14 protein-coding genes and 1 pseudogene are annotated in these 13589 nt (G+C 33.9%); 8 read left to right on the forward strand and 7 right to left on the reverse strand.

From position 1 onward, the window contains the following. Positions 1–40: 40 nt before the first annotated feature. The 6 genes and pseudogenes from GFJ36_RS07460 to GFJ36_RS07485 all read right to left on the reverse strand — a co-directional run bounded on the left by GFJ36_RS07460 (position 41) and on the right by GFJ36_RS07485 (position 4682). A complete protein-coding gene (locus GFJ36_RS07460; protein WP_098649121.1) occupies positions 41–766 on the reverse strand; it encodes a sulfite exporter TauE/SafE family protein in 726 nt (241 codons plus the stop codon). A 123-nt stretch (positions 767–889) separates the two neighbouring features. Next, entirely contained in the window at positions 890–2110 is a 1221-nt protein-coding gene (locus GFJ36_RS07465) for an MFS transporter (RefSeq protein ID WP_088062757.1), read from the reverse strand. Between the two features lie 19 nt (positions 2111–2129). Further along, positions 2130–2579 carry an ArsR/SmtB family transcription factor gene (locus GFJ36_RS07470; protein WP_000459087.1) on the reverse strand — a complete coding sequence of 150 codons (450 nt, stop codon included), beginning with the start codon at positions 2577–2579 and terminating at the stop codon, positions 2130–2132. A 128-nt stretch (positions 2580–2707) separates the two neighbouring features. Further along, positions 2708–3922, reverse strand: a pseudogene (locus GFJ36_RS07475) (MFS transporter). A 7-nt stretch (positions 3923–3929) separates the two neighbouring features. Beyond that, positions 3930–4397 carry a VOC family protein gene (locus tag GFJ36_RS07480; protein WP_000589719.1) on the reverse strand — a complete coding sequence of 156 codons (468 nt, stop codon included), beginning with the start codon at positions 4395–4397 and terminating at the stop codon, positions 3930–3932. A gap of 165 nt (positions 4398–4562) precedes the next feature. Continuing rightward, positions 4563–4682, reverse strand: a complete 120-nt coding sequence (locus GFJ36_RS07485) for a YjcZ family sporulation protein (RefSeq protein WP_000120183.1) — start codon at positions 4680–4682, stop codon at positions 4563–4565. A 239-nt stretch (positions 4683–4921) separates the two neighbouring features. Here GFJ36_RS07485 and GFJ36_RS07490 point away from each other — a divergent pair, with 239 nt between their 5' ends. Together GFJ36_RS07490 and hfq are read left to right on the forward strand one after the other, a co-directional pair. After that, positions 4922–5140, forward strand: coding sequence for an aspartyl-phosphate phosphatase Spo0E family protein (locus GFJ36_RS07490; protein WP_002096752.1), 219 nt, complete (start codon positions 4922–4924; stop codon positions 5138–5140). Between the two features lie 54 nt (positions 5141–5194). After that, positions 5195–5383 carry an RNA chaperone Hfq gene (hfq, locus tag GFJ36_RS07495; protein WP_088062759.1) on the forward strand — a complete coding sequence of 63 codons (189 nt, stop codon included), beginning with the start codon at positions 5195–5197 and terminating at the stop codon, positions 5381–5383. Positions 5384–5408: 25 nt separating this feature from the next. Here hfq and GFJ36_RS07500 read toward each other — a convergent pair whose 3' ends face one another. Then, positions 5409–6011 (reverse strand): HD domain-containing protein, encoded by a 603-nt coding sequence (locus tag GFJ36_RS07500; protein ID WP_064476552.1) that lies wholly within the window; start codon positions 6009–6011, stop codon positions 5409–5411. Between the two features lie 172 nt (positions 6012–6183). Between GFJ36_RS07500 and GFJ36_RS07505 the strand changes: the two genes are divergently transcribed. The 6 genes from GFJ36_RS07505 to GFJ36_RS07530 all read left to right on the forward strand — a co-directional run bounded on the left by GFJ36_RS07505 (position 6184) and on the right by GFJ36_RS07530 (position 13562). Continuing rightward, on the forward strand, positions 6184–7017 hold the full coding sequence (locus tag GFJ36_RS07505) for a flagellar motor protein MotP (RefSeq protein ID WP_098230168.1): 834 nt from the start codon (positions 6184–6186) through the stop codon (positions 7015–7017). 22 nt (positions 7018–7039) lie between these two features. Continuing rightward, complete coding sequence (locus GFJ36_RS07510) at positions 7040–7717, forward strand: OmpA family protein (protein ID WP_000977943.1); 678 nt, start codon at positions 7040–7042, stop codon at positions 7715–7717. Positions 7718–7867: 150 nt separating this feature from the next. Further along, a complete protein-coding gene (locus tag GFJ36_RS07515) occupies positions 7868–8236 on the forward strand; it encodes a response regulator (RefSeq protein WP_000940570.1) in 369 nt (122 codons plus the stop codon). A 129-nt stretch (positions 8237–8365) separates the two neighbouring features. Next, a complete protein-coding gene (locus GFJ36_RS07520) occupies positions 8366–10369 on the forward strand; it encodes a chemotaxis protein CheA (RefSeq protein ID WP_098230169.1) in 2004 nt (667 codons plus the stop codon). A gap of 173 nt (positions 10370–10542) precedes the next feature. Next, positions 10543–12186, forward strand: coding sequence for a flagellar motor switch protein (locus GFJ36_RS07525; RefSeq protein WP_088062762.1), 1644 nt, complete (start codon positions 10543–10545; stop codon positions 12184–12186). A 29-nt stretch (positions 12187–12215) separates the two neighbouring features. Beyond that, positions 12216–13562, forward strand: coding sequence for a transglycosylase (locus GFJ36_RS07530; protein ID WP_098230170.1), 1347 nt, complete (start codon positions 12216–12218; stop codon positions 13560–13562). The last annotated feature ends 27 nt before the right edge of the window (positions 13563–13589 follow it).

Consider the following 13589-nt stretch of genomic DNA (forward strand, 5'->3'; position numbering starts at 1 on the left):
AATGAAGCAAGCTTTAATCGTTTTATCTTGAAAAACTTACTTATAATAAATGCAAACTTTCAATAAGAAGATACATACCTGTACAACTCAAAAGGATGTACGTAAATATTTTAAAAATCCGTTGATTAAGCCATTTGAAAATAATTTGACCTATATACAAACCTAGAAATATGATTGGAATAGCATATAAACTGGATTCCCAAATTGTTTTGTTTGTCCCAGTGAAGAGTATTTGAGTTAGTAGGCTAATGAAATATATAAATAGATAAAAAGCCAATGTAGTTGCTCGTAACTTCTCCTTTTTCGTATCAGTTCCTGTAAAATAAAGTAACAGTGGAGGTCCTGGCATACCGATACTTGTCGTTAAAAGACCAGATAATCCGCCAACTATGAAATCTCTAGATTTTGTTGATTGAATCTTAAAGTTGCATATTAGCATCAACGTTAATAGTAAGAGAAGGATGCTAATTGCTAATTTAAATGTGTTGATGTTAATGGAAGTGAAAATGATAATACCAAAAGGAACACCAATTATACTTCCGAAAATTAATCTTTTCAGTAGAATAAAATCAATGTCCATTCTTATTTTCCAGATGAGTGATATAGAAATAATTAATGATAAAATGATATTTATTTGTATAGCTTCTTGTGGTAGAAATAGCATGAGTAAGAAAGGTGTTGCCATAATAGAAAAGCCAAAACCTGTACTTGTTTGTAAAATAGAAGCTACTAATATAATACATATGAAAGTGAATATAATCTCCAATATAGTCCTCCTACATAATTAGGTCCAATACATATTTTAACATAAAGTGAAACTTTAATCAGTGGGGCTTACTGTCCTTTAAAACGGGAAAAAAGCGGCTAAATAGCCGCTTTTTTCTCGCATTTAATATTCCAATGATGACCCTGTAGCCTTAAAATATTTTTCTCGTGAAGGCGTCATTACCCGGATTGCTAATAAACAGGAAAGGAAAAGAATGAGTAATGAGCTGCTTATTACAGTGATTTGAACGGAAAGAAATTGTGCGGATGCCCCAATTGCTAAAATGAAAAAGATTTGGATGAAATTTTTTATGGAATCAAATACGCTATCAATACGTCCCATCATATGTACAGGGATGTTATTTTGATAAAATGTTATAAAGCCAGTACCAGCAAATGATGAAGAAATGCCAAGTAAAATGAAACCACTCGCTGCAACTATAAATGAATTTGAAAAGGCGAAAATTACATAGCCTATTGCTGTGAAAATCATACCTAATCCGATACAATGTTGAATTGGTAATCGTTTAGCAAAGAGAGAAACAAGAAATGAACCGAAAACGTAAGCAGCACCAGTTATACTAACAAGCATGCTATATTCTATATTGGATAAAAACAGTACTTGATTTGTGAATACAACTTCTTGTGAATCGAGTGCCATAGAAACAAGCATAGTGGCTTGAAATAAAACGAATATGAGAATGATGTAAGTTTCAGTTCGAGCGAATGAAAAAACTTGTTTCCAATCACTTCGTAATGTTTGTACGAAAGTATTTGCAACTTCTTCGTCTTGCTTTGTTTGTAACGTAATGTTTGGCAAGAAGTAAATGAGAATGGTAGAAAGTAGAAAGGAAAGTGAGTTGCAGTAAATTACAAAGGATGCTGAGTGCGTGGTGAGAAGTATTCCGGCAAGAGCTGGACCGATAATGAAAGCTCCGTTTGTAAATAAGCTATTCCAAGCGTTAAATTGAGCGCGTTCTTCAGCTTGTATGAGCATTGTTTTATAGGTGAATGAAGCTGGATCGAAAAATGATGTAGCGATGCGAGTTAAAAAGATAAAAATATAAATGGCCCAAATAGAATCAAATAGTGGAATACAGCCAATAAGAGTTGCCCGAATTATATCTGTGATGAGCATAATGGACCGTTTGTTTAATCGATCTACTATACTACCAGACCATATTTTTGTAACAACGGTGGCAATTGGACCTACAATCCATAATCCTGCTACAGCAGCAGGGGAGTTTGTACTATTTAACACCATTAAGTTTAGGGCGATGAGATACATAAAATCACCTAAACGAGAAATTCCTGTTCCCGACAATAATAATAATTTATTTTTCATAAGCAGTTGGACCTTTCTTTCATTGTTTTTTAATCCTGCAGGAAATAGCGTATTCCTCTTCGGAGTTTGATTGACGAGCGGTTTTGTTTTCCCAGCGTAATAAAACTTGTGTAACTTCCCAAGTAAGCTGTTGTAATTCCTCTGGAGTTAAGAATAAATGAGATACAATATGACTGCCTGTATTCGTTCCTTCTGTGCCGCTTTCTTCAATATAGAAATGAGCAGATTTTGCCTTGTAATATTTTTCAATAATTCCTCGTTTTTCTTTCGTGTCTACTAATTCAAGTAACCCTCCATCATATAAAATTTGAACGTGATAATGAACGCTACCAGCAGATTTATTTAGTTTAGTAGCTACTTGTTTTGCAGTGAGTGCCTCGTCTTTTAAAAGGTGAAGAATTTGAATGCGAGTTGCATTAGAAATGAGCTTCTGCTGCTCAGCTGAAATAGTAAGTCTATCGTCAAACATTATGATATCTCCTTTCTGATGATCTAAATTTATTGTACATTCTAAAAAATTAGAACATAAGGAAAATAAATCGCCTTTTTCCTTTATATTTCGACATAAAGAAAAATAGCATGTACATAAACATGCTATTAAGTGTTAGTAGATTCTTCACTCAGTTTCCCGCGATAAAACAGGTAAAGCCATATAAAACTAACAAAAATACAGCATAGAGCTAATAGGCTACCAATAATTTGCGGAGAAAGAATTTCTAAAAGCGCTCCTGTAAAAAACATGGATAACTGAATAAGAGATCCGTAAATGGAATAATGGAATGAAAAAACTTTACCCATCATATTTTCCTTCGTATAAGTTTGAAGTAATGTCGTATCAAGTGGAACGATAATTCCTCCTGCTATGCGCATTCAAAGCAATGTAATGATACCGATAATAAGTTGATCGGACAAAATGAATCCGAGAAAGAAAATTCCTTGTAGGAAATAGGCCCAACCGAATGCTTTTTTCATTTTTTCTTCATTTTTAGATATATAAAGGTTAACGAGGAGGCTTCCAATCATAAGCCCAGCCCCTTGAATCGTATATAAAATTCCAATGTTGGTGTGGAAAATCTTTTCGGCATAGATCGTTAGAAGTAGCTGATAAGCGCCTCCAATAATACCCCATGAAATGCCGACAAGAATTAACGTTAAAATGATTTTTGTTTGTAATATGTATGTGTAACCATCTTTTATATCAGTAAAAAATGCTTTTTTCTTGTTACAAGTATCATGAGAAGGGACATTCATAGTATAAATAAAATAGGCTGAAATAAAGTATGACAGGCTATTTACTAAAAAAGCGAACTCAATATGTAAAGATTGTGCAATTATCCCGCCCAAAGAAGCACCCATAATAGACATAAAACCATTAATTGTACTAGAAAGAGAGTTAGCAGTTACGAAATGATTTTGGTGTACGATATTTTTTAAGGTTGCTTGTTTAGCTGGTTCAAATAAACAAGAAAGTACGGATAAACATATGTTAGAAATGAAAATAATCTCAATTTTATATAATGCAAATAAGTAAGTGAGGACGATCATGCCTCGTAAAAAATCGGTAAAAATCAGAATCTTCTTTTTAGAAAAACGATCTACAACTCCGCCTATAAAAGGGCTAAGAAGTAGCTGTGGTAAGCCTTTACTTATAAAAGTGAGTGCAATCATAAATGGCGATTCCGTTAGGCTATAGACGAATGTTACTAAAGCTACAGTATGAAACCAATCTCCAAGTACACTTAATGTTTGACCGTAAAATAGTTTTTTGAAGTTACTATTTGTTTTAAGAAGTGCGGAATAAGAAACTGACATAAAAAGATTAATCCTTATGTAATGATGATGCTTGAACTTGTTTTTTCCACTCGCTTAAATACACTTTCTCCGCTGTAGGAAGTCCAACAGGTAATTGTGCGATCAATTCTAAACTATTTCCGTCAGGATCATTAAAGTATACGGCGGCATGTGCTAATTCTGGAAAAACAATCGGCTCAATTGGTTCCATTCCAAAATCTTTTCTTGCTGAAATTCCTTTTTGGTTTAGCCAGTGTATTGCATTTTCTAAATCATGTAAGCTTACTTGAAAGGCGATGTGTCGTAAAGAAGGGTGATAATTAACTTTGTATTCTGTGCCTTCCCAAAGACCGAGCCAACTTTCGTTTTCTTTAATCCAAAAGAAAGCAATATCATCTCCTCTTTTATATAATTTCAGTCCAAGTGATTCATAAAAAGATATTGATATCTCTAAGTTACTGACAGGTAAGTGTGCTTCGTAAAGACCTTTAATCATTGTAATCCTCCTTAGTAAAACATTTCTTATTTCATAGTAAACGTTTTTTTATTAGTTGAAATCACAAAAAAGAGGGATATCACTTCATACGAAAGTATGAAAAAACAGCTCGAATATGAGCTGTTTTCGTATAGTTTTTCGTTCATTTGTTAAGGATAGGATATATTAGTATCCGTATCCGCCGCCACCCCAGCAGCTACATCCGATGATGATTAGAAGGATGAATAGTACGATAAGCAAAGCAAATCCACCGCCGAAACCAGAGCAACTTCCACCATAGCTCATAAGTTTTCCTCCTTTTGAGTAAGTTAATCTATATAATTCATGGACTACTATATACAGTATGTTTTTTGTATGGAAAAGGAGCCAGTCTCTTTTGTAATTAGACAAACGCCTGTATGGTTATTTTGATTGTATATTGTGCTAGGGGTATGTGAAGAAATCATTATATATTTTGCAATTTGTTCATAAAAAAATATAAAAATTGTAAAAAAAAACATTTTTATATTTTTTTATGAGAGGATTTGTACTATAATTTTACAAGTAATATTATGGGAAAAGGGAGTTTTAGTAAAGAGATGGAGATGGGAAAATTACACAATAAAATAGAAAACAAAAAGAAAGAGCTAATCCAACTTGTTGCTAGACACGGATTGGATCATGATAAAGTTTTGTTATTTAGCCGAGATTTAGATATACTTATTAATAAGTTTATGAATGTAAAAGATAAAGTACACAAATAAATAATTTGTAGTTTTTTATATTAAGATATTTTGTAAAAAAGGAGAGAAAAGTATTTGGAACATTTACAAGAAGAGTTATATAAACAAATAAAAGAAGAAAAAGGTATTATTACAATTTTTTTAAAGAGTGGCGTTAGAATAGTAGGAGAAGTTGTTGCGATAGACAAATTTACCGTTTTAATGTTAGTTGATGGAAAACAACAGCTTATATACAAGCAGGCTATATCAACGATAATAAAATAAGACACTCATATTGAGTGTCTTTTCATTATCGTTTGCAAGCTTCCACATCAATGCCAGCAGCTAGTAATTTCTTTTCGCCATCTTGTTCAATCATTTTTTGTAATTTAGATAGGAAAGAATCAAAGTTTGTATGCTTTGCTACTTGGAATGTCATTTTATGCTCAATTGGTAGCCACGTATCAATATCAGCTTCGTTATGCTGAATTTTCACCTCAAGCTTATCAAGTGCGTTAGCTACTTTTGCCTCGTACGTTTCTTTCGCTTCAAACTCCATCCATAAATCATATAATTCCTCACCGAGAGAACCTTTTAATGTTCGTTTAATATTTAAAATGGCTTCTTGCTCATTTATTTGTTTTTGTAATTGTAATTCATGACTATTCATTGTATCAAAAGCAGGAATATCACCAGCTTCAGCTTCGACTAGGTCGTGAATAATAACCATTTTAAGTAATTTTTCAATATTTACTTTTTGATCTAAATAAGGCTCAACTAAAATGGCCATTAGAGACATGCGCCACGTATGTTCAGCAACACTTTCTTGACGTCCGTTAGAAAGCCAGCTATGTCGCATTTCATATTTTAGTTTTTCTGCTAGTGCAATGACTTGTAAAATGTTATGTTCCATTGTGATCCTCCTCATATTTCCATACTATAATTTTAATATGGAAATGAAATGTGTCAATTTTATGAGTATATTGCGATAAACAGATGATAAGCGTATAATACTTATTATATGTGAAAACGCATTATTAAAATAAAAAAATGTTTTATAAAAATGAAAAGGAAAGGGCAGGAATATGGGAGACGAAAATCAAGGATTTGCTAGACCACAAAGAAGAAAAAGGAAGTTTGACATTTCTAGCCCAGTCGGCATTATAGTAGGTTTTGCTATAGTGATAGCGGCAATTATGATTGGCGGCGGCGGAATAAAAGCTTTTAAAAACTTTTTAGATGTTTCATCTATTTTAATTGTCATAGGGGGAACTACAGCGACAATTGTTGTGGCATATCGATTTGGAGAAATAAAAAAATATACGAAAAGCATTTTTACTGTTTTACATAGAAAAGAAGAAAATTTAGAACAGTTAACGGATTTATTTGTTGATTTTTCAAAAAAGTCTAAAAAACACGGCCTACTTTCTTTAGAAGTTGATGGAGAGCAAGTAGACAATCCTTTTATTCAAAAAGGAATTCGATTAATGTTAAGTGGTTACGATGAAGATGAATTAAAAGAAGTGTTAATGAAAGATGTTGAAACGGAAGTGTATGAGTTAAGAAAAGGGGCAGCATTATTAGATAAAATTGGCGATTTCGCTCCAGCTTGGGGCATGATAGGGACTTTAATCGGTCTTATCATTATGCTTCAAAACTTGCAAGACACATCGCAAATTGGTACAGGGATGGCAGTTGCGATGTTAACGACATTGTATGGGTCAGTACTTGCAAATATGATTGCAATCCCTCTTGCTGAAAAAGTGTATCGTGGTATTGAAGATTTATATACAGAGAAGAAGTTTGTTATTGAAGCGATTTCAGAATTATATCGCGGTCAAATTCCTTCTAAATTAAAGTTGAAACTCGATACATATGTATACGAAACAAAGGTAAAAAAAGTAAAACGAGCAGCCTAATATTTCAAGGAGTGGTATGGTTATGATGAAACGACCGCAAAAGGGATCGCCTCGTTGGATGACGACTTTTACAGATTTAACGATGTTATTATTAACTTTCTTTGTATTACTAGTTGCTACATCAAAGCAGGATGCAGTAAAATTGTCAAAGATGCTTGAAAAGTTTAGTGACGTGGAGCAAGTAGATGCGAAAGTAATGGAAAATACAATACCAGATATTTCACATGAAAAAAATGATGAAAAAATGGTCTCTAAAAAGAGAATGGACGAATTATATAAAAAGTTAAAAGCATATGTAGATAATAACGGTATTAGTCAAGTGAATGTATATCGAGAGGATACGGGAGTAAGCGTCGTTATAGTAGATAATTTAATATTTGATACGGGTGACGCGAACGTTAAACCGGAAGCGAAAGAGATAATAAGTCAATTAGTTGGGTTTTTCCAATCAGTACCAAATCCGATTGTTGTTGAAGGGCATACAGATAGTAGACCGATTCATAATGACAAATTCCCTTCTAACTGGGAGCTGTCTTCAGCAAGAGCAGCAAATATGATTCACCACTTAATCGAAGTGTATAATGTGGATGATAAAAGGCTAGCTGCGGTAGGATATGCAGACACAAAGCCAGTTGTACCAAATGATTCACCGCAAAATTGGGAGAAAAACCGTCGCGTTGTCATTTACATAAAAGAATAGTATATTATCATTTTAATAATAAAATAATGAAAATACGAAAATTCTTTTAAAAAAATATTAAATTTTATCATTTTATTTTGTATAATGAGTGAGAATGATAAGGTGAAATATTAAGATATATTTATACATAGAAGGAGAGAATTAAAAAGAATGGCACATAAAATTTTAGTTGTAGACGATGCGATGTTCATGCGAACGATGATTAAAAACTTATTAAAAAGTAATTCTGAATTTGAAATTATTGGTGAAGCAGAGAATGGAGTAGAAGCAATTCAGAAGTTTAAAGAACTTCAACCGGATATTGTAACATTAGATATTACTATGCCAGAAATGGACGGACTTGAAGCGTTAAAAGAAATTATTAAAATTGATTCAAGTGCAAAAGTTGTTATTTGTTCTGCAATGGGACAACAAGGTATGGTATTAGATGCAATTAAGGGTGGAGCAAAAGACTTTATTGTAAAGCCGTTCCAAGCGGATCGAGTAATTGAAGCTTTAACAAAAGTAGCAAACAGCTAATATAGAAGGGGTGCCACAAGGAATCTAAACATTGATAGCGGATATGCGTGTGGCCCCCTTTTTTCTTGCTTTAAAACACTAAATTGTTATACATAAATGAAATGTTTGTTAGACAGGTAGGGGATGAAAATGCAAACAGATCTATTAAATATATTTTTTGAGGAATCAGAAGAACATTTACAGTCGCTAAATGAAAATGTGCTAATTTTAGAACAGAATCCTGCTGATATGAGTGTAGTAGGAGAAATATTCCGCTCAGCCCATACATTTAAAGGTATGTCAGCGAGTATGGAATTTACGGAAATGGCGGATTTAACGCATAAAATGGAAAACGTTTTAGATGAAATTCGTCATGGGAATATAGTTGTAAATGCAGAGATTATTGATGTGATTTTTGAGTGCATTGATAATTTAGAGAAGATGGTTGCAGATGTGCAACAAGGCGGAATGGGCAATATTGATGTAATTACAACTAAGCAGAAATTAGAAGCATTATTGAATGGCAATGTAGAAACTCCTGCGGAATATATTGAGCAAGAACCTATAAATAATGATAATGCAGTTTCGCATGAAGTGCATATAACTGTTGAGCAACATGCTATTTTAAAAGCAGTACGTGCAATTATGTGTATTGAAGCACTGCAAAATGTAGGTAATGTACAAAAAACAGTTCCAAGTATTGAAGAAATTGAAGCAGATGCTTTCGGTTTTGAGTTCACAGTATTTATGGATACTGATCAAAGTGAAGAAGAATTAAAACAAGTAGTGCTTCATGTTTCTGAAATTGAGAAAGTAGAAGTGAAGCAAGGACATACATTAAAAGAAGTAGTCTCGAAAGAATTGGGTACACAAGAAGCTATGCAGGAAGGTTTACAAGCGGCTACTCATGTGGAATCAACTAAAGAAGTATCGAAGCAATCTGCTAATGCTACACCTGCTAAAAGCGCTGCAAAAACGAAAAATGGTAAAGTGGAAAATCGTTCCATACGTGTTCAGTTAGAAAAAATTGAAAGATTAATGAACATGTTTGAAGAAAGTGTAATTGAGCGTGGTCGTATAGATGAATTGGCACAAGCAATTCAAAACAAGGAATTAATTGAGCATTTAAATCGATTAGGTGATATTTCAAAAGATATTCAAAATGTACTATTAAACATGCGTATGGTACCGATAGAGACTGTTTTCAATCGTTTCCCGCGTATGGTACGTATGTTAGCGAAAGATTTAGGAAAGAAAATCGATTTACAAATTACAGGTGAAGACACCGAAGTTGATAAAATTGTTATTGATGAAATCGGTGATCCACTCGTCCATTTAATTCGTAATGCAATTGATCACGGTGTTGAAACTGTTGAACAACGTCGTGATGCAGGGAAAAATGAGACAGGTACAATTAAATTAGAAGCGTTTCATAGTGGAAATCATGTCGTAATTCAAATTATGGATGATGGAAATGGAATTCATAAAGGGAAAGTACTAGAAAAAGCGATTAAAAATGGTGTTGTAACAGAATCTGAGGCAAATAAATTAACGGATCGTGAAGTATTTGATTTGATCTTCCAACCAGGATTTAGTACAGCTGAAGTTGTATCCGACCTTTCTGGGCGTGGCGTTGGATTAGATGTAGTGAAACATACGATCCATAGTTTAGGTGGACATTTAATTATTGATTCTGAAGAAGGGAAAGGTAGTACATTTAGAATTGAACTGCCATTAACGTTGTCCATTATTCAATCTATGCTTGTTCAAACGAATGATAAACGTTATGCTTTCCCTCTTGGTAATATTGTTGAAGCAATTCGGATTAAGAGAGAAGACATCCAATCCTTACAAGGAAAAGATGTGTTAAATTACCGTAATCAAATTATTGAAGTGAAGCATTTAAGTACTGTATTTGGTGAGAAAACAGTAGATGAGGCGTTTGCGTCATATGATGGTCAAATGGTTCCTGTGTTAATTGTTCGTAATACACATCGCAGCTATGGACTTATTGTAAACACAATTATCGGTCAAAGAGAAATAGTCTTAAAGTCATTAGGTGACTTCTTTGCAGAGAGTTCTAATTATTTCTCTGGTGCGACAATTCTCGGTGATGGACGAGTGGTCCTCATTTTAAACCCAGAAGGTTTATAATAGGAATGAAGGAAAGCTCCCCACTTGTATACAATTGGGGAGCTTTTTGGTTAATCGTTACTAATCTAAAAATGGGAATAAATACATATTAACGTTTTATATAATAAGTTTGTTAAAATAAAATGAGAGTTTATAGCATTTGATAGAAAAACAGAAATGAGGAGGCAGAGAAAATGCCTGAGCAACACACAAAAGGGGATACGAGCACAATTGTGCTAGAAAAAGAAAATGAGCATTTAACGCCTCAAGAATGCGATATTCTTGGCGAAATTGCAAATATATCATTTGGTTCAGCTTCGACTGTATTATCAACAATCTTAAATAGGCAAGTAAGTATTACTGCTCCTCGCATAGAATTGGTAGATTTATATGATTCAAGCGACGTCGAAGTTCCACACGTTGTATTAAACATTCATTTTACAAAAGGATTAGATATGGAAAACCTTCTCGTCCTTAAGCAAGATGTTGCATTATCCATTGCTGATTTAATGATGATGGGAACAGGTGAAGTGGAAGACGGAAAAGAACTTGGTGAATTAGAGCTAAGTGCTGTACAAGAAGCGATGAATCAAATGATGGGGTTCGCAGCTACATCTATGTCAGAATTCTTTCAAGATACAGTAGATATGTCTCCGCCGACAATTAAAGTTGTAAAGTTATCAGAAGAAATGGAGAAAATTTCTGAGATTGATGGTAATCAAACGATTGTTAAAGTATCGTTTGATTTAAAGATAGATAATCTTGTAAACTCTAAACTTGTGCAAATTGTTTCAGTTGAACATGCGAAACGAATGGTAAATAAATTAATGCAATTATCTGGTGGAGTAGAAGAAAAAGATGAGCCAGCAGAAATAGTGGAAACTGAGATTGTAGAAGAACAAGTTGAAAAAGAGCATTTAACACAAGAAGAGAAAGATGTCCTTGGTGAAATTGCAAATATTTCAATTGGTTCAGCTTCAACAGTATTGTCAACACTATTAAATCAGCCAGTTACAATTAGTACGCCCAATGTAGAATCAATCAATGTTCGTCATTATGACGGAGTACCAGTCCCGTTTGTTATTTTAAATGTTGATTTTGTTGAAGGGCTAAAGAATGAGAATGTATTCGTATTTACGAAAGATGTCGCTTTAACAATGGTAGATTTAATGATGATGGGAACAGGAGAAGTTGATCCAGAGAAGGAGCTTAGTGAATTAGAACTGAGTGGTATTAAAGAAATCATGAACCAAATGATGGGGCATGCTGCGACGGCGATGTCAGAAATGTTTCAAGAAAAAATGGACATGACACCACCAAATGTTAAATTCGTAACGTTAAAAGAAGAAATGGAATATTTGGGAGAGTCAATGAAAGTGGACGAACTCGTCCAAATTACGTTCAACCTTGAAATTGGCGACCTGCTTCAATCGAAAATGTATCAAATTTTACCGATTTCAGAAGCGAAAGAAATGGTAAGAAGACTTCTATATCCAATGGTGGAAGAGGAAGAAGAGATTGTTACGGAAGAAATTGAAGAAGAAAAAATTGTAGAACCGGTTGTGCAAACTATTGAATTTAAAGAAGTAAAACAAATGGAACCAGTATACATGGACACATCCATCTTACAAAATGTAGAAATGAATGTGAAATTTGTATTTGGAAGCACAGTGAAAACAATTCAAGATATTTTAAGTTTACAAGAGAATGAAGCGGTTGTACTAGATGAGGATATTGACGAGCCAATTCGTATTTATGTAAATGATGTATTGGTGGCGTATGGTGAACTTGTAAATGTAGATGGATTTTTCGGAGTAAAAGTGACGAAATCGCTATAAGTCGTTGAAATAGGAGTTTGAGCTAGTAGATGAAAAACGTAAAGTTTTTTCTAATGAGCTGGTTATTCATAAATGTGTGTCTGTTCTTCCCTCTGCAAAGTCAGGCGGAAGAACAAATTGAGCCAGATCAAAAACTAAATGAAATGAATGTACAAGAAGAAAACAAAGAAGTTCAAGAGCAGCCAGAGCAAGTGGAAGTGAATCAAGGTAAAGAGGAACAACAAGAAGTAGCAAATGAACAAGAAATCGAAAAAAAGATAGAAACGGATCAAGGGGTTATTACAGTAAATAAGCCAGAATTAAAAGTTGGCGAAGAAGTGCGGGTTATTGTAGAGCCGAAAGAGCAAAATGTTCAAAGTATAAAAGGTATTTTGCGCTTGCCAAAAAACGGCGATCAGTATGAACAAGAAAGAGTGCTATCGTTTAAGTATGTAGAGGAAACGAAGCGATGGATTGCTAACTACAAGGTCGAGACTTTTGATTTGCAAGGTGATTGGAATCTTCAGCTCATTCAAAGTTCTAAAGAAACTGAGAAAGAAGAGCTTATAGAAAATGAAGTGAAAGTCCCATTTATTCGTATAAATAATGACACGCCAACAATAGATAAAGAGCTACCGAAGTTGCGTAAAGTTACTGTTGACGAGGCGAAAGAGAAGCTAATTGAACGGAAACAAGGCGATTCTATACGTGTGCGAGTGAAGGCGACAGACGTAGAATCAGTTGTGAAAGAAGTTCGTGTTACATTAAAAGGGAAAGAAAATAAAGAGATTACATTTTTATTAGATTACAATAAGCGCGACATGGATTGGCAAAAAGTATTTGAAATAACGGATGCGTTGCCAATCGGGACGTACGAAATATTTGTAGAGATAGTGGATGCGGCCGGCAATAAACTGGTTGAAGAAAGTGAGTACATCGTTTCTATTTTAGAGCAAAAACCAGAAGATAATAAAAAGGTAGAAGAACGAGAGAATGAAGATAAATTAGAAGATAAGAAAGAAACTGAGAAGCAGGAAGACTCGAAAGTAGAAATCCCGCTTCCAGAAGAAAAACCGCCAGTTGTTCAAATTCCGAAGCAAGAAGAGAAAGTAAACGATCTTATAAAAGAGCCGCTGAAAGAGAAAGAAGAAATTACTTACTTTATAAAAGAGCCGTTGGAAAATCATAAGGAAGTAAGTGATGGAAAGGCTCAAAAAGAGAACAAAAGTAGAAATGACAATGGAGTCGTTTCGAAAAAGAAAGAACAAATAGAAGAACCGCAAAAGAAAAAAGAAGACAGTAGCGAACAAGGAATACAAGCTTCTAATGTATTTGCTATCATGTCAGGTTTATTCGTATTGTTTTTAGTTTTAAAAAGTAATAAAGAATGGGGCTAATAATTTCATAGTAGTGGAGGCGCTTAG

Source organism: Bacillus sp. EE-W1 (assembly GCF_009760835.1).
GTDB classification, from domain to species: Bacteria; Bacillota; Bacilli; order Bacillales; family Bacillaceae_G; genus Bacillus_A; species Bacillus_A wiedmannii.